Raw genomic sequence first — 23,394 nt, 5'->3', positions numbered from 1 at the left:
TAACGAATAAAATAAAGTCTCAACCGATAGCATTCCTATCCGATTGAGACTTTTCGTTTATTTATCCCTGTCCGAAAACTTCTGTATAATTACAGCAATACCAATCCCCAAAACAACCATAAGAATACAACCAATAACAGCCTTCCAAATCAATCCGGAATGCAAAATCTCTGCATTAGCTACTATCATGCACACGAAAAAAGAAGATAGAGCAACTACAATGGTAATCAAAATGTAGAATGCCGTATCTGGGATGGGGATGGCATTGCTGGCTTTCTTTATTCTTCGCTCGGCTTCCTTACATTTGCTCTCAATCTGGCTGAGAAAATTGTATAGAAGGGTCGCACCGAATTCTACTGCTAACTTCTGTATTTCTTCAGAAATAATAGGTTTGCACTCATGTATAGAGTCGGATAGATTTTCAACTTCTGTTCTCAGCTTATATACGTTGTCATTCAGGCTGACAAGTTCCTTTGCGTTGATATCGAGTAACTGCTTTTCTTCCTCCAGATATTCATTCTTGGGAGTGGCTTTTATGGCTTCCGCTTCACTCATTTCCGCGGAAAAATCGAATTTCTTTTTCATGTTCGGTTTCATGGGCTTATCGTTTTAATCCTGTTTTCAGTTTCTTTCCTAACGAACGACTGGCGGCATGAGCGCATCTGCGAGCCCATTGCAAATTGTCTTCATCCTTGTCTCTCCACGGAAGGTCGCTTTGTGAGCCTCCACCACCTCCACCGGTTGTTACGTTGGGGGTATCTATCAGTCCGACAAATATAGCTACTGCCATATCGGTAAGTTCCTGACAGTTGGCAATAAACCTGTAATCAAATTCGTCATTAAAACAGTCAAGTATTTTTTCCGGAATATAGAATCTGTAATCCTTACCTTCATGGCTGAGGGCATAGGAAATCATATCCTGACTATATGTGAGATATTGGGTATAGTCAATAGGAGCAACCTTATGTATCGCTGCCTGTTGAACGGCTTTGGGAGCATTATTTCTAATGACGGTAGCTGACTGATGGTGCAGTTTCTCCCATGTCGCAGGAAGTTTCGAGACCATCAGGTTCCTGCCGATTCCCAATTCTGAAGCCTTGTATTTGGTGTTTCCATTCATGAGGGCATATCCACGAAGAATACCTTTCTTGTCCTCTCTTTCATGGACGGTATAACCTTTCCGTATAAGAGTGTTCTTGTACTCATCCCATGACCATGATGGCATTGCTTTCAACACCTCCATACAGTCCCGGTTCACTTGTGGAATGTTACGATTTCTGATTTGTTCTGCAGTCGTCCAGCCACGTTTCTTTGCCACTCGCTCGGCGGCACGTTGCGCCCGAAGATGAATGTTATGGTCGTTGTTGATATTGCCATTTTCATCCAAACGGCAGACCGCAGCATGGAGGTGGGGAACTTCGCCTTTGGATTCTGTATGCAGCCAAACAGAGTATTTACTGTTAGCTAAATTGGTTGGACAGGAACGGATTTTTCCATCCTTGCCGGTAATCACCTGTTTGTCGAACTCCTCGGCGAAATCTTGCCAAAGTTTTTGCCAATCTTCGATGTCATAGAATTGGGTATGTTTGGGCGATGGACTCAACTCGATTCTGATAACGGAGTTCTTTATCGGGCGATGCTGGGATATGGTCAACTGCATGGAGTTCCATATCCCCATAGCGTCCGGTTCTGAGGGCAACAGATTGTCCAATACCCGATAAATTTTCTCCGGATGCTTCTTATGTTGTGATTCACCGGTAATGTAACGGAGGTCGTTGATGCCGTGCGATATGGCTTTGGCTTTTGCAATCATTCTTCTTCGGATTTAAGGTTGGACGGAATTTTGTTCTTCTCTTTTACAGTATTCAGGAACTGGCAGACACTTTCGGCTACATTGCCAAGTTCCTTGAGCCAGTTGACCATGAACGGAATCTGATTGAACATTGCCATGCGCTGCTTTGTGGACATTCCGTGTAGGGCGGAGGTGTATTTTACGAGGTCTGCCCGACAATCGTCCAGATTCTGCAACAGGGCTGCTTCTTCTTTCGTAAGTCTCACTTTGGGCTTGAAGTTATAGGCACACGACAATAGGTAATCACTTATGGTCATACCGCATTGGGTAGCCATTGATTTTATATACTCCTTTTGAGTAGGAGTGACTTTCGCTCCGATGAAGACGTTTCTGGTTTCTTTAGAGGAGTTCGATGTATTTTCAATATCTTCTTTCATTTGAATCATTGTTATAATTGTGAATAGGTGCGAGCTTGCGAGTACCGCACCGGCGAGGGAACTGAGCAGGCAAGAGTGCCAGTGTACAACCGTAACGTAGTGAGGTTATACCTTGGCATATCTTGCAACAGATACCTGTTGATGCTTTCCGGCAAGCCATATTGGATGTACATACAGAATCGGCAGACGGATTTGAACCAGAAACTAAGATATTCATCTAAAAGAGGGGGGATAGAATGAATACCTTGTGTGCAACCCCTGACTACTTTGCTTTATTCTTATATATACGCCCCGACAATAAAGTAAAGTTGAACTCAATAATGGTATTCTGGATTGAAGGCATAATCTTTCCCTTCTTTTATAACCATTTGTTTGTCACTGAGCAATGTTGCGACCTTTACCGCCTTGTTATAACCGAGTTTTATACCCTGTAATCCGTAACCCTCTTGCAAGCGTTCTATATAATCATCGTAATTGTTGATGTTGCCATTGGCAAAAACGGCATTCAATGCTGGACGATGTACATTCTTTGGAATCTCCTTGTCCGGATCGAACGGTCCTTTGGTTGGTCGTCCGGTCTTCTTCTCTTTTGGCAGATAGGACTCTACCGGTTCGGGTATGGCTTCCTCGTTTATGCGGAAAGCGAAAGGTTCAAACTCACGGTCGCGGATATGCACGGCTTCGACCACGCTTATGGTCTTGTCCTCTTTATCCACCTCGATCTGCATAATGGTTTCCGCTTTATTGTTGAGTTCAGTGCCGATGTGACCACGAGCATGTTCGTCATTCTTGTTCTGATGCAGTACGGTATGGATGTGAATCTGTCTGTCGTCCGTCCACTGCATGAATTTGGAGATGATATCGGTAGATTCACCGGGAGAATTGATGTCATACAGGAAATCACGAATGCCATCTATGATGACCAATCCCAAATCCGGTATTGTGCCAATGGCCTGTTCGACTATCGCCAGACGTAGTTTAGGGGAGAACTTGCGTAGAGCCAGCATGAGCAGATTATCCGGTTTCTTGTCTTCCGGCAATTCAGCTAAACGTAGGATTCGTTTCAATATCTGCTGGCAATGATGTCGTCCTTGCTCCGTGTCGATGTACAGAATATTTCGCTTATTATCGGGAAAAGTGGACCGATAATGAAGAACGGTGCTGTTTCTCAATGCCGATGCGACTATGGCCGATACGTTAAAGGTTTTCTTGCTTTTGGCTTTTCCGATGGACGCACTGAAGTTTCCTAATGTACCGATAACAGCATCGTCTACCATCAGCACCACTGGCGACTGCTCGTAGGTATTCGTCACGCTCACGATTGAATCTTCCATGTAAACCGCCAATTCTTCACATGAAGGAGTCGTATTGTCCGTCTTCTCCATCTTTACCAGTTTTTCGGGTTCGGTTTACGACGATGGGATGCGAGCATGGACTCATTCTCTTCCTCAAAACTTTGCGGAGCCGGAGTCTTTCGGGAAGATTCCAGCCATCTATCCAGTTCATCACGATAGATGTAGAGATGTTTTCCTTGTTTTATAACCGGAATATCATCCTTTTTGACCTTGTAATAAAAGGTTGACAACGGCATTTTAAGATAGTTGCAAGCCTCCTGTACGGTCATGGGAACGTGCGTGTTCTCTTTGGTTTCGTACTGCTTGGAAAGTTTCTCCGTTAGCAGATTTTCCATACTTGCGATTCTGTCGCATAGTTCGCCCACCACAGTCGGCAGGTCGTTGAATGTCAGTTGGTCTTTTTCCATATTATACTCTTTTAATCGTTTAATATACTGCGAACCAACTCAATGAAACCTTGCAGAACAATACAGACCGGATTAATTATTTCGTCTGCATGCGTTTTTTTAGTCTGAGTTACTATTATCTGTTTCTAAATGGAAGCGATAATCGCCTTTATCGGGCACGTCAATAGGAATCTGACTAGGAACTTGATCCCGTAAATTAAGTTTGAGATATTCAAGAGTCGCATTTTCGAGTTCGTGAGGAAATGAAGACTTGATAAAAATGGCTCTTTTTGCCAATGATACTCCCAAGCGTTCACCTACATTCCATGCCAGATGGCGAAGTCCCGGTGATCTCAGTGGATTATCTATATTGGAGCGAATGGGCTTGTATAAATCGGATCTATCACAGGCCATATACTCAATATTAGAAATGAGGATTGCAATAGCTTCTTTAGACAGATAGGGTGCGGTTTTAATAGTTACATATTCACGAATAGCATTCATGACTTCTACTTGTTTTTCTGCTTCTTTCTTTTTGATGTTCTCTCGTATTGTATCATAATTATCTATAACTGAATTATTGGGCTGTTCAATAGTTTGAATTTCATCTGCACAATCGGTTTTTATTTCGAAACCAGAGTCAGTAATAATAGGAGATTGCCGGTCAAAAGAAAAATTGATTGGATTCTTCGTCAACCATGTGTAGAAAAATCGTTGCAGTAGACCACACAATAGGATTGTAACCACAAGGCCGATTATAACTGGAGTCGTTATTGTTGTGGTATTGATTTTGTGATAAGTGAATAGGTAAGTGTCTACTGCCACATAGGCAATTACCAATAATGCAAGAATAAAACTTATCCTCTTGGTCCGAATTTGAGTATTATTTGTCATCTGCTGCAAGTATTTGAAATGGTTATATGGCAAAGTTATGTGCTATATTCCAGATATATATAATTAGTGATGACGAATCGCTCAATATTTGTAAAAAATAACGGTTAGAGTATGATTTCAGACTAAAAATCATACTCTAACCGCTTAAAAATAGGGATAAGTGGCTGTCAGTCCTTCCGTGTCAAGGTAATCTTCTTGCTAGCTTCACGTTTGTTGGCATCCACTACTTTGATATACCTTTGAGTGGTGGTGATACTCTTGTGTGCCATGATGCTCTGTATGGTGCGGATGTCCGTTCCGGCAGCTGCTTGTAGCGTTGCAAATGTTCTACGATACGAGTGAAATGTTATGTTCTTGGTAATTCCGGCAGAACGAATCCACTCTTTCATTGGGATTTGCGTCCAACTACGCATAAGTCCCTTGAATACCAAACCTTTCTTTTCAGAATTATAGCCTATCAATCCCAATGCTTCTTCACTAATAGGAATGATATCTTCCGCTTTGTTTTTTTGTGTAATGATATGTACGCATTTCCCTCCGGCTGAGTAGTCTACAATATCTTCCCAGCATAGTGCGAGTATATCACTGATACGTAAACTGGTCATACATGAAAACAGCGATGCTATTTTCAGAATGGGCTTCTTGCACGGTGTTTCAGCCAACTTGTACAGTTCATCTACAGACAGATACTCCTTGACTACATCCTCTGTTTCAATCTTATCCAAAAAATCATTGACATTGGTCTTTATCATTCCATTGCGGTAGAGTATTTTCAGGAATCCCCTGAAGGTAGACCAGTATCCCGATGCGGAGTTTCGTGTTATGCGTCCTTTGCGTCTCAGTTTTTTAGCTGTGAGCAGATACTCCCGAAACTTGTTGCAAAGGTCTATGTCAATCTCTTCAAAAGTACATTTACCATGTACGAAGTTGTTGAAATGCAGATAGACAAACTCCCATTTCTGGTCATGCTTACGGAGTTGCTTGCGATAATGCTCCAAGAAGTCTGCCTTGAGTTTGTACTTGTCAAAGAAGTCATACCGTTCATTGACAACTGACTCGAACCTGCGGCAACGGATGGCTTCGGCTTTCTCGGTCATTACCTCGTTGAAATTCTGTTCTCGTTTGTTTCTCGGATTGGCATAGACATAGATGCCAAGCGATTCATGACGGATAACTTTCATAGTCTCTTTGTCTCGATACCCAGGATAATAATCTAGATAGAAAGACATCATTCTACCTTTTAACGGACGTGTTCTCAACGTTACTGTTTTACATTCATGCATACTAATATATTTTTATGGTTATTATTAATTCGCTGGCAAAACTCTGTAATGTAATCATGCAGATTATCTACAGCAGAGATTAATTTTTGAATAATTAATGGATAGCGACAAATTAGATTATTTGTGAACACCCATAACCCTGTCAAACTCTACTTTTAGGAATCGGACGAACCGTCCGTTCTTCTCGCGATTGATCTGATGGAATTGCAGAATTCCGTAAACAGAGTCGCGGGAGAGTTTGAATTTTTCCATAGCCTCCTTGACGGTATAGTATTCCGCTTTGCTCTCCTGTTCTGAACTCTTCGAGAGGTCGAAGTGGAGCTTTGAGTAGAATATCTGCCCATGTTCCTTCTTGGATGGGATATTGTTCCGATACACCTGCGAACGGATGGCGACGCGTGTCATACCGTATTTTTCCTGAATATCTTCCGGTGTGTACCATTCGGTCAAGTCGGAATCCACCTCGTATTTGGCAAAGGCAGCATCGATATGTTTCTTGCTATAATAGTTGAATTGGCGTATTCGTACCTTCGGAACTTTGTGCTGCCGTGTATAAGTCCACACCCATTTGGCGTTGACCTTATATTTCTCTGCAATTTCTTCAGCAGTGTAATACTCAGTGATGTCGAAGTCCTCTTTAGGCATGATGCGCTCATACGGTTTGGTTTTCATCATTAGTTCGATGTCAGCACGACGAATGAGCGACTTCTTACCACTGATGCGTGAAGCCCGAAGTTTGGATTCCTTTACCAATTTATATATGTATTGTCTGGTTACGCCCATCAACTTTGCTGCTTGGGCAAAAGAGAAGAAATCCTGTCCCTCGGCGGCTTGTCGAGGTTGTAGCAACTCTTGCGAGCGTTTCAACTGCCGCTTGCGTTCCCGGATGCGTTCTTTGTAGCCAAGATTGGAACACTGATGGCTACAATAGCAGGTCGTTGTCTTTTGAGCTATAAATGGCTTTCCACACCATTGACAAATCTTTCTTACTTCCATATTTTCCTCGTTTATATTGGGGATAATTTCTCCTTATTTCTCCCGGATTTTGTCAACACATGTAAACCATTGTCAACACACGTCAACTAATGCGTCATTGTGACATTCGGGCTAACCGTGAATTTGTGTCGCGGTAGAAATATGATAGAAAAATATGGATAAAAACCGTTACTACCAAATAAGGATTAGAAAGTGTTAAAATAGAAAAGCCGCTGAAATACAGCGACTTTATTCTAAATGGTTATAATTGGTTATGGCAGTTTCTAAGCCATCATTTGCCGATGCAGAAAGCAGGAACATTCTCTGTCTGGGGAACCAGCCTGATTGATAAATTCGGCAGTGATTTTGAAAAGAATACGGATAAATGGGAATATATGAGCGACCGTAACGAATCAAAAGACAAACAGTATATGGCTGCCGGAGGTATCAGCCACCGTTATTTCTTCAACAATGACGCATCATTGAAAACCACTATTGCCGGTACTTATTCACAACTGGACGGAGGAGCAACCATGTTTAACCACTCTCTGGAATCTACTCCCTACATGGATCTTAACTCGAAACATACCAACTTGATACTGACTTCAACTTTCAACCGTAAATTCAGTAACCGTTTTACTAATAAGACAGGATTTACGTATAATGCCATGTTCTATCAAATGAACCTTGCCATTGCTCCTTATGAAGCCGAATCACTGGAAACCGTATCTCAAGGAAAAGGCAATACGAGTCTGATATCTGCCTACAATAGTTCTTCTGTAGGATTGACGGAACGTTGGACGCTCAATGCCGGTATTTACGGGCAATTTCTAACCCTGAATAATAAGTGGTCTGTTGAACCCCGTATTGGTTTGAAATGGCAAGCTACTCCGAAAGCAACTTTCGCACTGGCTTATGGTATGTACAGCCGTATGGAGAAAATGGACGTCTATTTTGTGAAAACGAAAAGTACAGGAGACAAATCCGTCAACAAGGAACTCGATTTCACCAAAGCGCAGCACGTCATGTTGTCTTTTGGATACAAAATATCCGATCGCATGAATCTGAAAATAGAACCTTATATCCAATTTCTCCATGATGTGCCTGTGATGGCTGACAGCTCTTATTCCGTACTCAACCGCTCTGATTTCTATGTGGAAGACGCATTGGTTAATAAAGGAAGAGGACGCAATATAGGCATTGACATCACTTTAGAACGTTTCCTGGAAAAAGGACTCTATTACATGATTTCCGGTTCTCTTTTCGATTCCCGTTACCGGGGCGGAGACGGTGTGTGGTACAATACGAAGTTTAATCGGAATTATGTCATCAACGGACTGATTGGAAAGGAATGGATGCTGGGACGTAATAGACAGAATATTCTTAGCATCAATCTGAAATTGACCTTACAAGGAGGTGACCGGTATTCTCTGATTGACAGGGAAGCAACGATGAATCATCCTGATAAAGAGGTGCAATATGACGAAACGAAAGCATTTTCTAAACAATATTCTCCCATGCTTATCGGCAACTATACCGTGAGTTACCGCATCAACAAGAAGAAAGTTTCTCATGAGTTTGCAGTGAAAGGACTTAACTTTACCGGTGCGAAAGAACACTATGGACATGAATATAATGTGAAAACTGGAAAAATTGATGTTAGCGACGGTTCTACAACATTGACAAATGTGAGTTATAAACTTGAATTTTAGATAACCGATATAGAAGTCCAACCGGAAAAATGTTTTATCTTCGTCCCCGGAGATAAAACATCTTCCCTGATTAAATACACGATGGCTGAAACAATAACAACAGACAATAAATCTACTTTATTATATCGATTCCTCGTTAGTCCGGAACTTCGATGGGCGCGTTATCTGGTGCTTATTATGGTGTTGGCTACCATATCATTCAATCAGGTTTTTATTATATTCCTCGATTATCGGGATATATTGGGAGGATGGATTTATACATTCACTTTCTTATATCTACTGACTTATATAGGAGTTATTTATCTGAATCTTTTCTGGCTCTTTCCAAAGTTTTTGCTGAAAAGACGCTATCTAAGCTACATATCCTTACTTTCAGTAGCAATGATGCTTGCTCTGGCAATACAAATGGCAACGGAATATGTATCTTATTCCTGCTGGCCGGAATTTTACGAACGTGCCTCTTATTTTTCCATACCTATAGTGATGGATTATATATCTTCTTTCATGTTGTCCACACTCTGCATGATAGGAGGAACAATGACTGTTCTCCTGAAAGAATGGATGATAGACCATCAACGTGTCTCACAAATGGAAAAGGTTCACGTACTTTCGGAAGTGGAACAGCTAAAAGAACAAGTCAGCCCCGAACTTCTTTTCAAAACATTACATCATTCGGGGGAACTGACATTGAGCGAACCGGAAAAAGCCTCGAAGATGCTGATGAAATTAAGTCAACTACTTCGTTATCAACTATATGATTGCAGCAGAACAAAGGTATTGCTTAGTAGTGAAATTAATTTCCTGAATAATTACCTGACCTTGGAACAGAATTCCCAGGCACAATTCAATTATGAACTGCTTGCGGATGGAGAAGTAAATAGAACACTGGTTCCACCCTTGCTTTTCATTCCATTTGTGCAATATATTGTAAAATCAATCAACGAACAGCGAACATCAATCCCTGTTTCTCTCAAAATCCATTTGAAAGTAGAAGAGAACACAATTATATTCACCTGTCTTTGCCTACAAGTGAATCTTTTGGAAGATAAAGGACTTGAAAGAATCCGCCAAAGACTGAACTTATTATATGGCAATCGTTACAGACTATTCCTGACGACAGAAAGCATCTGGTTGGAATTGAAAGGAGGTGAAGTATGAACCTGAATACAGAACATAGAAGAATGGAAGATAAAAGTGTTACAGCTTTTTTGTTAAGTCCTCATTACCGGACATGCAGACATCTGTTACTGCAAATAATAGTTCTTTTGATGACTATTAATGTCTTTTGGTACGAACCTTTGCAGTCAGTTTCTTTTTGGCGGCGTTTTGGTGGATTCCTGGCATATTTTGTTTCCATTAATACAGTAATCTATATGAACCTGTATATATTAGTACCCTGTTTTCTGTTGAAGAACCGCTTAGGTCATTATGTCCTGGCGGCTGTCCTGACGAATTTGGTAGTCATCGTCTTCCTTTCAATCACCCAGGGATTACTCTTTGAAGTAATTCTGCCCGGAAAAGATCCTGGCAGATTCGCTACTTTCATTAATACTTTTTCGGGGATACTGACCATCGGTTTTGTTACCGCAGGTTCGGCAGCCATATCGCTGTTTACCCATTGGTTGCGCTACAACCTGCGTATTGACGAACTCGAGTCCACTACTTTGCAATCCGAACTGACATTTCTGAAGAATCAGATTAACCCGCATTTCCTTTTCAATATGCTGAATAATGCCAATGTCCTGATAAAGAGAAATCCGGAAGAAGCTTCCAAAGTACTTTTTAAACTGGAAGATTTGCTACGGTATCAGATTAATGACAGTTCGCGTGAAAGAGTTTCGTTGGCTTCGGATATCCGTTTCCTGAATGACTACCTGAATTTGGAAAAGATACGCCGTGACAATTTCCAGTTTACGTTGAGGCAGGAGGGAGAAGTGGATTCCATTTGGATTCAGCCTTTATTATTCATTCCTTTTGTGGAAAATGCGGTGAAACATAGTTTTGATAGTGAGCATTCTTCGTATGTCCATGTCTTTTTTAAGGTGGAGGCTCACCGGCTGGAATTCCGGTGTGAGAATTCTAAACCGGCTGTTGCAGTCCAGCAGGGTAAAGTCGGTGGAATCGGACTTGCCAATATTCAGCGTAGATTAGGATTACTGTATCCTGAACATTATAAGTTGGAACAAAAAGAAGATGAAAATCTCTATTCTGTAATTTTAAGTATAACATTATGAATTGTATCATTGTAGATGATGAACCCTTGGCACGTGAGGCCATGAAGTTATTGATAGAAGAATCCGATAATCTCCAGTTGATAGGCAGCTTTAATAGTGCTGCAACTGCTTCCGACTTTATGGAGCAGCAGGGAGTCGATCTGGTTTTTCTGGATATTCAGATGCCTGGGATTACAGGAATAGAGTTTGCCCGTACGATTTCCAAAAAAACACTGGTTATTTTCACCACAGCCTATACAGAATATGCGCTGGATAGCTATGAAGTAGATGCAATCGACTATCTGATTAAGCCCGTCGAAGCGGAACGTTTTCAAAAGGCGGTGGATAAAGCGTTATCCTATCATTCTCTATTATTGAAAGAAGAGAAAGAAGCTATCGAAACGATTGTTGCCGCTGAATATTTCTTCGTAAAGGCAGAGCGCCGGTATTTCAAGGTGAATTTCTCCGATATTCTCTTTATTGAGGGATTGAAAGATTACGTCATTCTTCAACTGAACGACCAGCGTATCATTACTCGCATGAGCCTGAAAGCCATATTCGATTTATTACCAAAATCTATTTTTTTGCGGGTGAATAAATCCTATATCGTCAATACCGATCACATCGAGTCATTTGACAATAATGATATATTTATAAAATCGTATGAAATTGCTATCGGTAATAGTTATCGGGACGACTTCTTTGAGGGTTTTGTAATGAAACAAAGATTGTGATTTTTCATTTTTGTTTGGTTACATAATTTTCAAATGGTATATTTGTAACCAAAATAAAGAATACGTGATTGGCACAACAGACTATATTAGTATTAAGTTAACTGATGAGACGCAGTTTCGTTCTATATTCGACAAATATTACATATCTTTATGTATGTTTGCTAATCAGTATGTCGAAAATGATGCATTAGCGGCTGATATTGTTCAGGAGTGTTTTGTGAAGTTGTGGCAGTTGCGCGATGATTTCATGTATGTGCATCAGATTAAATCATTCCTCTATACGTCGGTACGCAATAAATCTTTAAATGAACTGGAACATACCAAGGTCATGAACGAGTATGCACAGAAAGTTCAGGAAATGAGTAAAGACTCTTTTTTCCAAGACAAGGTCATAGCAGAAGAAAGTTACCGGATATTAGTGGATGCCATTGAAAAACTACCGCCACAGATGAAAAGCATTATGCAACTGGCGCTTGAGGGAAAAAGCAATCCGGAAATTGCTGAAACACTGAATATTTCCGGCGAAACGGTACACTCCCAGAAAAAGATTGCCTACCGTAAACTACGCGTATATTTGAAAGACTATTACTACCTGGTTTTTTACTTTTTATAGTTTCTTTTAAAAAAAATCATTTTTAATACACCCTGATTTTCAATTCACCTGTTTTAGTATAAACAACGATTAAAACATGTGAATTATGATAAACCAACATTTCTATATTGCAAGACTTATTGCCAGATACTTATCTGATGAAATCGGGGAAGAAGAACAGGCGGAACTGACCCGGTGGAGAGATGAATCGCCCGAAAACGAACGCCTTTTTCAGGAAATCTGCAAGGAAGAAAACATAAAGCAGAATATGCAGAAGCGGCAAACTTTCCATGCAGAGGACGGATGGGAGGGAGTGCAAAGAAAAATCCAACGCCATCGGTTCAGACATCGGATACTGAATATATGTAAATATGCTGCTATTTTCATTTTTCCGGTGGCTATTGCTACTGTGGCAATATATAAGAGCGGTAATGAACCCCAGCCGTTATCTCAAGTAGAGGAACAAATTGTTCCGGGTGGTAAGAAAGCCGTTCTTATTTTGGATAATGGAGAAGCAATTGATTTGAAGTCCACTTCCGGCGTGGAATTGAAAGAAAAAGATGGTACAGTCATTCAGGTGGATTCTACCGTATTGAATTATCAGCAGGCTCCCGCCCGGACATCCGAAAAACTTGCATATAATAAGGTAAACGTTCCTCGTGGTGGTGAATATCAGCTGATGTTGAGCGATGGAAGCAAGGTACAGTTGAATTCTATGAGTTCCATCCGCTTCCCTGTTCAGTTTGCACAGGATTGCCGTCTGGTAGAATTGGAGGGGGAGGCCTATTTCGAAGTAAGCAAAACCGGACAGCCTTTTATTGTACAAACCAAAGGGATGAAAATAGAAGTATTAGGAACTACTTTTAATATATCAGCTTACGCAAACGAAGAATATCAAACTACACTTGTCAGCGGTTCGGTAAAAGTACAGACTGAAAATGGAAGTAACCGGATTCTGAAACCATCGGAGCAGGCTTGTATTACTCCGGGCAGCAACCAGATCAATGTACGCAATGTAGATACTGCATTTTATACTTCATGGATACATGGAAAGATCAATTTCAAAGATCAGCGATTGGACGACATCATGAAAACTCTTGCCAGATGGTATGATATGGATGTAGTCTATGAGAATGAAGCGACCAAGGAGTTACGCTTCGGCTGCTATGTTAACCGCTATAATGAGATTACCCCATTGGTGAAATTGTTGGAGCAAACGGGTAGAGTAACAGTCACAGTAGAAGGAAAAACTATCAAAATATTCACTAATCATTAATCCCTGTTTTATGGAAAAACTACGTAATGTTGCCAGATTTGGGAAATATGGAAAACGTCTTTGTATGATGTTCCTTTTTCTCTGTATTACGACTTCAGGGCTGATGCGGGCATCTGTATTCGCACAGACCACGGTTACAGCCAAATTCAGAAATGTAACACTGAATGAAGTTCTTTGGGAAATTCAGAAACAAACGGACTTTACCTTTATCTACAGCACAAATGATGCGAAGAAAGTCAGAGTGGAAAATCTGGATGTGAAGAATGAACTGATTTCTGAAGTGCTTAACAAATGCCTGCGAAATAGCGGACTGACTTATACGGTTCATGATGGAGTAATTGCCATCCGTAAGGCTGAACCCGTTAGGACGGAAACTGTTGCACGTGAGAAATATACGATTACAGGGAAAGTAATTGAAGATAGTGGAGAGCCGATAATCGGAGCTAATGTCATCGTGAAAGGTACAACTAACGGTATGATGACTGATATGGACGGTAATTTCCATCTGGAAGTTACAGACAAGAAAGTGACTCTGATGGTTTCTTATATCGGTTATACGTCACAGGAAGTCGTTGCAACTCCCGGCAAGCCGATGAGCATAATCCTGAAAGTGGATAATAACCTGTTGGACGAAGTGATTGTAACGGGATATGGTACTTTCAAGAAATCGGCTTATGCAGGTTCTGCCAGTATCGTAAAGACAGATGCTGTGAAAGATGTGCCTAATGTATCTTTCCAACAGATGTTGGAGGGGGCGGCTCCCGGTGTCAGCGTAAATACCGGTTCGGGTATACCGGGTTCGTCAACGTCCATCCGTATCCGTGGTATGGGTTCGTTCAATGCCTCCAATTCTCCGCTGTATGTAGTGGATGGTGTTCCTGTATTGTCGGGTAATATTGGTGCATCCGGTAGTGATTCCGGTTTGGATGTAATGTCTACCTTGAATACATCGGATATTGAAAGCATCACTGTTATCAAGGATGCCGCTGCTGCTTCACTTTATGGTTCACGTGCAGCGAATGGAGTTGTCATTATTACTACGAAACAAGGAAAAGCAGGTAAACCGGTCTTTAAATTGAAATCGGATTGGGGATTCTCTAATTTTGCCATGCCTTTCCGCGAATTGATGGGCGGACAGGAACGTCGTAACTTGATCCACGAGGGGCTTCGAAATTATGCTTTAACTTATAGCGGTAAGACCGATGATGAGGTGGGACTTCATCAGGGGATGACCGAGAATGAAGCATGGGCTTATGCCGATTCGAATATTGACCAGTATGCACCGATCCCTTGGTGTGGTTTTGTGAATTGGGATGATTATCTGTTCCGTAACGGTAGCCACCAGAATTACGAGTTTTCAGCTTCCGGCGGACAGGAAAAGATTAAATACTATACGTCCATCGGCTATATGAAGCAGGATGGTGTTACGATAAACTCCGGTCTGGAACGTATTTCTGCACGTTTGAATGTAGACTATCAGATGGCTAAATGGATGAATATCGGTGCAAAGATACAGTTCTCCAAAGTGAATCAGGATACTTATTCAGAGGGGACATCGTATACTTCTCCAATTTACGGTACGCGTAATGGAGCCACACCGTCTGACCCTATATGGAATGAAGACGGCACCTGGAACCGTGCATTAATCAAATTAGATGACCGTAATCCGATGTTATCAAATTCTTATAATTTTAAGAGAGAATATGCGACCCGTTCTTTCAATACCGTATATGCATCATTCGATATTTGGAAAGGAATCAAGTTTGCGTCTACATTCAGCTATGATTTTGTGATGAACAAGTCTCGTGCATGGAAAGACCCGCGTACCAGTGACGGTGACGATGATAACGGGCGTTTCAGCAAAGATTATAATGATATTACCAATATGACATGGTCTAATATTCTGACTTATCAGACAAAGATCAAGAAAAAACATAATCTGGACCTTTTGGCTGGTTATGAAATCAACAGTAAGGAGTCGGATGGACTGGGAACTACTATCTCTAATTTTGCACGCTGGGATAAACCGGAAGTCAACAATGGTGTAGTGTATCAGAGTATGGGAGGTTCTAACAGTACGACGCGTATTGTCTCTTATATTACACGTGCCAACTATGATTATGACAACAAATACTATTTGGGAGCGAGTTGGAGAACAGACGGAAGTTCGCGATTGGCAAGAGAGAATCGTTGGGGAAATTTCTGGTCATTGTCCGGTGCATGGAGAGTGAGTAGCGAGAGTTTTATGAAACCTCTTCAGAACTGGTTAAGTGACTTGAAACTTAGAGTTTCTTACGGTGTGAACGGAACTCTGCCGTCTTCTTATTATGGATATATGGGATTGAGCAGTCTGACTAGTAATTATAACGATAATCCGGGTATCACGCAGTCGCAACTGGAAAACAAGGAACTGACTTGGGAAACCAACTACAACTTCAACTCCGGTATCGACTTGGGATTCTTCGACAACAGACTGAATGTTACATTTGAATATTACGTTCGTACAACGAAAAATCTGCTTTACAGCCGGCCATTATCTCTTGCAACAGGTTTCTCAAGTTATCTTGCCAACATAGGCAAATTACAAAACAAGGGATATGAATTGGAAATTCGTTCAACTAATATCGAGACAAAAGATTTTCGTTGGAGCACTAGTTTGAATCTGGGACATAATGCCAATAAAATCCTGAAGTTGGACGGAGATTTGAAACAAGTAACCAGCGGAACATCTATTCATAAGGTAGGTTTGCCCTATTCTACCTATTATATGATTGAATTTGCAGGCATCGACCCGGTAGACGGTGAACCGATGTTCTATAAGAATACGACGGATGAAAATGGAAATCTGAACAAAGAAACTACTAAAGATCCGCGTAGTGCGGAAAAAGTGATACTGCAATGTGCCGATCCTACTATCACCGGTGGACTGGGTAACAGCATCTCTTATAAGTGGTTTGATCTGAATTTTAATGTGAATTTCTCTTTTGGGGCATGGAACTATGACGGCGCGGCAGGCAAACTGGAACACGGTGGCGACGGAACACTGAATATTCCTATTTATTACCGGAAACGCTGGCAGAAGGAAGGGGATGAAACGAGTATTGAACGTTTTGTAGTCGGTAGATCAATTTCCATGACTGATTATGCTACCACACGTCGTTTATACAGTGGAGATTATGTTCGTCTGAAGAATCTAACTTTCGGTTTTACACTGCCGAAGACATGGACTCGGAAAGTGGGTATAGACAATATACGCCTGTATGCATCGGGCAATAACCTGTTAACTTGGGCGGCATACGATTATATTGACCCCGAATCGGGTTCATCACCTAGTTGGGATACTCCTCCGATGAGAACTTATACATTCGGTTTGGAAGTGAAATTCTAAGTGCATTAATCTATAAATGAATAAGTATGAAAAAGATAAAATATATAGCTTTAGGTGTCTTTGCAACCTTATTGAGTAGTTGCGGAAATGACTGGTTGGATTTGCAATCTTCCACAGCTATAGAAACCGATGGTTCATTGACCGAATTAAGAGATTTTGAATTTGTGCTGAACGGTGCATACAGCAGTATGCAGTCATCCAGTTATTATGGAGCAGATATGTTCTGTTATGGTGATTTGAGGGGAGATGACATGAAATCTTATAAGTCTTCCAGCACCAATGTCAGTTTCTATACATTCAAGTACAATAAGACGAATGGACCTAGTGGTTTCTGGGGGATGTACTACGGTATTGGTAAGAACCTGAACATTTTATTCCGGGATATTGAAAAGATAAAGCTTGTTCCCGATCGGGAAATTACAACCCCGAAACTGGAGAAGCTGACAGAGCAGGAGTATTATAATGACTTGAAAGGAGAGGCTTTGGCAATACGTGCCTTGTTGCTGTTCGATATGACACGTATTTACGGGTATCCTTATCTGAAAGATAACGGGGCATCACTGGCTGTGCCCATTATTGATAAAGTGGTAGAAGATAAGAATATCAAACCTTCCCGCAATACGACCGCCCAATGTTATAAGGCCATCACAGACGACCTGACAGATGCGGTGAAGCTGCTTCGTCCGGTAAAGAAAGAGGGTAAGATCAATAAATGGGGGGCAATGACATTATTAAGCCGGGTTTATCTCTATATGGGGAATGACAAAGAGGCATACGATGTGGCTGCCGAAGCTATTAAAGGTGCGGAAAAACAAGGCTATAAGTTGTGGACCAATGATGAATATGCCAAGATATGGGCTACTCCGTTCAATAGTGAACTGTTGTTCGAAATTGTGAATCTGACAACTGATAGTCCGGGAAAATCATCCATCGGTTATCTTAGCACCAAATATAATCTGATAGCTACCGAAAAGTATTGGAAAGACTACATGAAAGACAATTCCGATGATGTTCGTAGTCAGATGGTGTCTACGGCAAGTAGCAGTAAACCTTATTGCTTGAAATATCCGGCACAAGGTTCTAAATCGTATGAAGATGCCAATATCCCGGTTTTCCGTCTGTCGGAACTCTATCTGAATGCAGCTGAAGCTGCGATTAAGAGGAATGATATATCTAATACGCGCAAGTATCTGAAACCTATTTATGCACGTACGGATAAGGATCTGGATGCCGTGGCAGATGAAGATATAAACCTGGATCTGGTGCTTGAACAGCGTCGCATTGAATTCTGGGGAGAGGGACAGCGTTTCTTTGATTTACTTAGAAATAACAAGAAAGTGATACGTGAAGACTATTTGAGCGAAGTTCCCAATGAAGCGGTAGAGTTTGATTGGAGTTATTATAAAATCGTTCTTCCTGTTCCTAACCACGAAATGGAGTACAATGAGAATATGGTTCAGAATCCGGAATATGAATTGCATTAATTAACGCATTAACGTATAGAAATTATGAAAAAGATATATAGCATCTATTTCCTTTTGGGTTTGTTCATCACGGCCTTTTATTCGTGCGGGGAAGATCTGACTCCCGTGGGACCGGATATAGCTGAAATCACTCATTTCCGTAATGATGGTCCTTACCTTTTCTATGAAAACGGTAAACTTAAAATTCTGGAAGTGACTAAAGAGAATACATTGAACATTCGTGAAGAATCCGGATTACCAGCCGGATTGAAGCTGGATGTGTATTCGGATGATAATCAACTCCTTTTTCAGGTACCCATTAATAAGATTGAGAATTTTGAACGTCCGGCATGGGAAGACCGTACCGAGTATGCTAAAACATTTGCCGTATCCGACCTTCACGGGCGTTTCGACTTGTTTGCTGCTATTCTGAAAACAGGGGAAGTGATTAATGATAAATATGAATGGATATATGGCAGTAACCATTTGGTGATTGATGGTGATATTTTCGATCGTGGAGCAGACGTACTTCCTATTTTATGGCTCATATACAAATTGGAATTTGAGGCGAAAACTGTTGGCGGCAGAGTGACAACCATCTTGGGGGATCACGAAGAAATGATAATGCGTGATAATCTGAAATATACGTATGCCAAGTACAACACTCTTTCGCAAAGAGCGATGAACATGACCTATGGAAAGATGTGGGGACTGACGAATGTGATGGGTAACTGGCTGCGTTCTAAAAACACCATTCAGATTGTAGGTGAAAACCTTTATGTTCATGCAGGATTGAGTAAGGCGTTTATGGAACGCGAAGAGACGATTCCCGAAATCAATGAACTGGTGAGCAAGAGCATTTACCTTTCAAAAGAGGAACGGAAAAAACAATATCCGGATATTGCCGATTTCCTTTATAGCGATAGTTATAACGGTCCGTTGTGGTATCGTGGAATGGTTAAGACTGGCAGTGATTACAGTCCGATAAAAGAAGCGGATGTAGATAAACTTCTGGCTGAATATGATGTCAAACGTATTATTATCGGTCATACGGAAAATAGTCGTGTGAAGTATACCTATAATAAAAAGGTATATGATATTTGTGTTAATCATCCCAAGGCTTTTGAAAAAGAGACTCGTGCTGTGGTTATTGAAGGAGATGATATTAAAGCCATCAATGACGAAGGAGAATTAGTAACGATTAAAAAATAAACTTCAAGAAAGAAAAGAATATGAGCACTCGTTTTTTGAGATTATTTCTTTCTACTCTTGTTCTCGTTTTAATAAGTTCCGGCATTCAGGCCGGAACTTATCATTCAGGAGATAAGAAGAAAGAGAAAAAAGAGAAATTGTCTGGTGACGGACCCTATATACTCTATCAGGCAGACGGTAGTACACGGGTTATTAATGTCAATAAGAAAGGACGGATTACAGACAAGACTTATGCGACATTACCTAAAGATTTCAGTTTCCGTGTGACGGATCATGAGGGACGGTATCCATTTGATGTAAAACTCCATCCATTGAAAAGACCGGAGTGGCAATATACCCGTCCGGAAAAAGTTTTTGTGATGTCCGATCCTCATGGGCGGCTGGATTGTGTGATTAGCCTGTTGCAAGGAAACGGAGTGATTAATGATAACTATCAGTGGAATTTCGGTAGTAATCATTTGGTGATTATCGGAGATATTTTCGACCGTGGCAAGGATGTACTGCAGATCTTCTGGCTGTTCTATAAATTAGAAGACGAAGCGGCTAAAACGGGCGGTCATGTCTCTTTCCTTTTGGGAAACCATGAGGCTCTGGTGTTGTCCAACGATCTTCGCTATACAAAAGATAAATATAAATTGCTGGCAGAAAAACTGGGAGTGGAATATCCCTCATTATTCGGCACAAATACCGAATTGGGCCGTTGGCTTGCAACACGTAATACAATGCAAATCATTGGAACCGATTTATATGTACATGCCGGATTAGGAAAATTATTCTATGATAAGGACTTGAATATCCCCACTGTGAACGAGGAAATGAGCCGGGCACTTTTCATGAGCAAAAAAGAGCGTAAGGCGCTTTCTCCACTGACTGATTTTCTGTATGGTAATGACGGTCCGATCTGGTATCGCGGCCTGGTGAGAGAAGATCCCAAGTATAAACCGTTGGTACAGGACTCTTTACAAATGATGTTGGATCGTTATATGGTAAAACATATCCTTGTGGGGCACACTATCTTCAAGGATATTTCAACCTTTTATAATGGTAAAGTCATCGCTGTCAATGTTGACAATAAGGAGAATCGGAAGAAAAAGCGTGGACGGGCTGTATTGATAGACAATGGAGTTTATTACGTCGTTGGTGACGACGGGGTTCAGAGAAAACTATAATGAGTTTAACTAGAACTAGCCCCCTATCCATCTTCAAAAGACGAATAGAGGGCAGTCACCATGACGAGAAAAAAGTCGAAGTCTATTGCTTTGCTTCGTTATTCTGTTTCAGAAGAAATTCATCAATTGCTTTTTTAAGCTGGTCTTTGGGCATAGCTCCCTGCATGATTCTAGGTTCCTCTTTCATCGGAATCATCAATAGGGTAGGGATGCTGCGGATACCGAATGCCGCTGCCAGATCTTGTTCTTTGTCCACATCAATCTGGTAGATATCTACTTTACCGCTATATTCTTTGCTCAGTTCTTCCAGAATCGGATGCATCACCTTACATGGACCGCACCAGGTAGCATAGAAATCTACGATAGCAGGACGGCTGCCCTCAAATTTCCAATCGTTCGGACTGGCTTCATAATTATATACTTTCTTTAAAAAATCGGCTTTATTTAATGCTACTACTTCCATTTTATTGTCCTCCTTTGTTGATTCATTACTCTTTTTATTTTCTCCGCTGTTGCCTGCACAAGCTGTGGTTGCCAATATAACGGCAAAAGCACTCAATAAACCTTTCATTAGTTTCATATACTATTCTTTCTTTTTGTTTTCTCTGTTGCAAAGATAGGGGATATAAAGGGAGTAAAAAATAGCAATTTGACAGAAACTCTTGGCAAAACTTCCCTCGGATAGTTACTGAACGCTAAAATTTGTCTATTATTCTTTGGAGGAAATAAAAATAAGCACTACTTTTGTCGCGATAAAATGAGTATTCACCCTTTAAAAACAGATGGAAAGGGTATTAATTATGTTGGAGCTATAATATTTTCAAATTAGGACTAAGTTGTCTCGTCGAGAGGATGAGGCTTTGCAACTTATTGTTTTTACACTGAACTTATGGTTCTTATATTGACCGCAATTCTACTAACAAGCGGTAATCGTTGATTAGTCCTGCAATCACTTTTTATATTTTAAATTAATCACTTTAATGCGGTGGTGAGGTATTTCATATCCATATCCAAAGCATTGGTATCACGTGTATTGCATTGTTGTCTGCCGGTGAGGCCGACAGGGAATGCTGTATGCGAACGAAAAAAGAGTATGGGAATACGATTAAAAGATTTAAGCAAACTGGGATACCGGGATAATGTTGCCCGTAGTCTGGTAGTGGACATTGTGAGCAAACATTGCAAATACGACACTAAAGAACAGATTGAAATGACATTGAGCGATATACTCGAGCATCCCGAATCTTACAAAAATAATGAAATTTGGAATAAGCTGGCCGAACGCCTTTCGCCTACTATCATAGCGAAAGAGTTTATAGCTTATGATTTATTGGATGAGCCGTTGATGTATAAAACCTATGGAGGTAAATTTATCGAAACGCTTGCCAAACAACAGATGAACCTGGCTATGCGCTTACCTGTAACGGTGGCCGGAGCATTGATGCCTGACGCTCATGCCGGATACGGGTTACCTATCGGTGGAGTGCTTGCTACGGATAATGTAGTGATTCCGTATGCCGTAGGCGTTGATATCGGTTGTCGGATGAGCCTGACGGTATTTGATGCCAGCGCTGACTTCCTGAAACGATATACCTATCAGATGAAAGAAGCCTTGAAAGATTTCACTCATTTCGGTATGGATGGCGGATTGGGTTTTGAGCAAGAACATGAGGTGTTGGATAGGGAAGAATTCCGTTTGACGCCTTTGTTGAGAGATTTGCATGGAAAGGCAGTACGTCAACTGGGGAGTTCCGGTGGTGGCAATCATTTTGTGGAGTTCGGCGAGATCGCTCTGCAAGAAAATAACGTGTTGAATCTTCCAGAAGGAAATTATCTGGCATTGTTGTCACATTCCGGTTCACGAGGATTGGGAGCTGCCATTGCCAAACATTACAGCCTGTTGGCACGTGAAGTGTGCAGGCTTCCCCGTGAAGCACAGCATTTTGCCTGGCTGGATTTAAACACTGAAGCGGGGCAGGAGTATTGGATGAGTATGGATCTGGCAGGTGATTATGCCCGTGCCTGTCATGAGCGAATTCATTTGAATTTGGCGAAAGCATTAGGGTTGAAGCCGCTCGCTAATGTCAACAACCATCATAACTTCGCTTGGAGAGAGGAAATAGCACCGGGGCGTATGGCAATCGTGCATCGCAAAGGAGCTACTCCGGCACAGAAAGGACAAGCGGGATTGATTCCCGGTAGCATGGCTACTGCAGGTTATCTGGTTTGTGGCAAAGGGATGGAAGCTGCTTTAAATTCGGCTTCTCATGGAGCCGGCAGGGCGATGTCCCGCCAGAAGGCAAAAGATAGTTTTACGCAATCGGCTTTGAAGAAACTACTGTCGCAGGCGGGAGTGACTTTGATTGGTGGGAGCGTGGAAGAAATGCCACTGGCATATAAAGATATTGACAGAGTGATGTATACACAGGAAACGCTGGTGGAAGTGCAGGGTAAATTTATGCCTCGCATCGTTCGAATGAATAAGGAGTGATGTGATGAAAGAAATTAGTATT

19 protein-coding genes and 1 pseudogene are annotated in these 23,394 nt (G+C 41.3%); 11 read left to right on the top strand and 9 right to left on the bottom strand.

Features of this window, described 5'->3' with window-relative positions; all coding sequences use genetic code 11:
* Window positions 1–57: 57 nt before the first annotated feature.
* The 8 genes from Bovatus_RS07450 to Bovatus_RS07415 all read right to left on the bottom strand — a co-directional run bounded on the left by Bovatus_RS07450 (window position 58) and on the right by Bovatus_RS07415 (window position 7,143).
* Window positions 58–597 carry a hypothetical protein gene (locus Bovatus_RS07450; RefSeq protein ID WP_004300580.1) on the bottom strand — a complete coding sequence of 180 codons (540 nt, stop codon included), beginning with the start codon at window positions 595–597 and terminating at the stop codon, window positions 58–60.
* A 4-nt stretch (window positions 598–601) separates the two neighbouring features.
* A complete protein-coding gene (locus Bovatus_RS07445; RefSeq protein WP_004300579.1) occupies window positions 602–1,813 on the bottom strand; it encodes a hypothetical protein in 1,212 nt (403 codons plus the stop codon).
* Window positions 1,810–2,229, bottom strand: coding sequence for a plasmid mobilization protein (locus Bovatus_RS07440; RefSeq protein WP_032855182.1), 420 nt, complete (start codon window positions 2,227–2,229; stop codon window positions 1,810–1,812). Before Bovatus_RS07440 ends, Bovatus_RS07445 begins: the two co-directional genes overlap by 4 nt.
* 314 nt (window positions 2,230–2,543) lie before the next feature.
* Window positions 2,544–3,614 carry an AAA family ATPase gene (locus Bovatus_RS07435; protein ID WP_004300576.1) on the bottom strand — a complete coding sequence of 357 codons (1,071 nt, stop codon included), beginning with the start codon at window positions 3,612–3,614 and terminating at the stop codon, window positions 2,544–2,546.
* Window positions 3,615–3,616: 2 nt separating this feature from the next.
* A complete protein-coding gene (locus Bovatus_RS07430) occupies window positions 3,617–3,991 on the bottom strand; it encodes a helix-turn-helix domain-containing protein (RefSeq protein ID WP_004300575.1) in 375 nt (124 codons plus the stop codon).
* 99 nt (window positions 3,992–4,090) lie between these two features.
* A complete protein-coding gene (locus Bovatus_RS07425; protein WP_004300574.1) occupies window positions 4,091–4,864 on the bottom strand; it encodes a hypothetical protein in 774 nt (257 codons plus the stop codon).
* Between the two features lie 167 nt (window positions 4,865–5,031).
* On the bottom strand, window positions 5,032–6,147 hold the full coding sequence (locus Bovatus_RS07420) for a tyrosine-type recombinase/integrase (protein ID WP_032855155.1): 1,116 nt from the start codon (window positions 6,145–6,147) through the stop codon (window positions 5,032–5,034).
* 117 nt (window positions 6,148–6,264) lie between these two features.
* Window positions 6,265–7,143, bottom strand: a complete 879-nt coding sequence (locus Bovatus_RS07415; RefSeq protein ID WP_004300570.1) for a helix-turn-helix domain-containing protein — start codon at window positions 7,141–7,143, stop codon at window positions 6,265–6,267.
* A gap of 284 nt (window positions 7,144–7,427) precedes the next feature.
* On the opposite strand from Bovatus_RS07415, the pseudogene Bovatus_RS07410 reads away from it, so the two are divergent.
* From Bovatus_RS07410 to Bovatus_RS07365, 10 genes and pseudogenes are all read left to right on the top strand, one after another.
* Window positions 7,428–8,834: pseudogene (locus tag Bovatus_RS07410) on the top strand (TonB-dependent receptor); the annotation flags it as partial.
* Between the two features lie 81 nt (window positions 8,835–8,915).
* Window positions 8,916–9,992, top strand: a complete 1,077-nt coding sequence (locus Bovatus_RS07405) for a sensor histidine kinase (protein WP_004300566.1) — start codon at window positions 8,916–8,918, stop codon at window positions 9,990–9,992.
* Window positions 9,989–11,068 carry a sensor histidine kinase gene (locus Bovatus_RS07400; protein WP_004300564.1) on the top strand — a complete coding sequence of 360 codons (1,080 nt, stop codon included), beginning with the start codon at window positions 9,989–9,991 and terminating at the stop codon, window positions 11,066–11,068. The genes Bovatus_RS07405 and Bovatus_RS07400 overlap by 4 nt, the downstream gene beginning before the upstream one ends.
* Complete coding sequence (locus tag Bovatus_RS07395; protein WP_004300562.1) at window positions 11,065–11,781, top strand: LytR/AlgR family response regulator transcription factor; 717 nt, start codon at window positions 11,065–11,067, stop codon at window positions 11,779–11,781. Before Bovatus_RS07400 ends, Bovatus_RS07395 begins: the two co-directional genes overlap by 4 nt.
* Before the next feature lie 64 nt (window positions 11,782–11,845).
* The gene (locus Bovatus_RS07390) at window positions 11,846–12,394 is read left to right on the top strand and encodes an RNA polymerase sigma-70 factor (RefSeq protein WP_004304159.1); all 549 of its coding nucleotides are present in this window, start codon (window positions 11,846–11,848) and stop codon (window positions 12,392–12,394) included.
* A gap of 85 nt (window positions 12,395–12,479) precedes the next feature.
* Window positions 12,480–13,649 (top strand): FecR family protein, encoded by a 1,170-nt coding sequence (locus Bovatus_RS07385; RefSeq protein WP_004300558.1) that lies wholly within the window; start codon window positions 12,480–12,482, stop codon window positions 13,647–13,649.
* A 10-nt stretch (window positions 13,650–13,659) separates the two neighbouring features.
* Window positions 13,660–17,037 (top strand): TonB-dependent receptor, encoded by a 3,378-nt coding sequence (locus Bovatus_RS07380; protein ID WP_004300556.1) that lies wholly within the window; start codon window positions 13,660–13,662, stop codon window positions 17,035–17,037.
* A gap of 26 nt (window positions 17,038–17,063) precedes the next feature.
* Window positions 17,064–18,521 (top strand): RagB/SusD family nutrient uptake outer membrane protein, encoded by a 1,458-nt coding sequence (locus Bovatus_RS07375; RefSeq protein ID WP_004300554.1) that lies wholly within the window; start codon window positions 17,064–17,066, stop codon window positions 18,519–18,521.
* A 24-nt stretch (window positions 18,522–18,545) separates the two neighbouring features.
* Window positions 18,546–19,712, top strand: a complete 1,167-nt coding sequence (locus Bovatus_RS07370; RefSeq protein ID WP_004300552.1) for a metallophosphoesterase — start codon at window positions 18,546–18,548, stop codon at window positions 19,710–19,712.
* A gap of 20 nt (window positions 19,713–19,732) precedes the next feature.
* The gene (locus Bovatus_RS07365) at window positions 19,733–20,881 is read left to right on the top strand and encodes a metallophosphoesterase (protein ID WP_004300549.1); all 1,149 of its coding nucleotides are present in this window, start codon (window positions 19,733–19,735) and stop codon (window positions 20,879–20,881) included.
* An 82-nt stretch (window positions 20,882–20,963) separates the two neighbouring features.
* Here the strand turns inward: Bovatus_RS07365 and trxA are convergent, their stop codons facing one another.
* Window positions 20,964–21,461 carry a thioredoxin gene (gene trxA / locus Bovatus_RS07360; protein WP_004300547.1) on the bottom strand — a complete coding sequence of 166 codons (498 nt, stop codon included), beginning with the start codon at window positions 21,459–21,461 and terminating at the stop codon, window positions 20,964–20,966.
* 513 nt (window positions 21,462–21,974) lie between these two features.
* On the opposite strand from trxA, the gene Bovatus_RS07355 reads away from it, so the two are divergent.
* On the top strand, window positions 21,975–23,372 hold the full coding sequence (locus tag Bovatus_RS07355) for an RtcB family protein (RefSeq protein WP_004300545.1): 1,398 nt from the start codon (window positions 21,975–21,977) through the stop codon (window positions 23,370–23,372).
* Window positions 23,373–23,394 lie beyond the last annotated feature (22 nt).

The sequence above is a fragment of the Bacteroides ovatus genome (assembly GCF_001314995.1).
GTDB lineage: Bacteria > Bacteroidota > Bacteroidia > Bacteroidales > Bacteroidaceae > Bacteroides > Bacteroides ovatus.
This window is presented reverse-complemented; position numbering and strand designations above follow the sequence as displayed.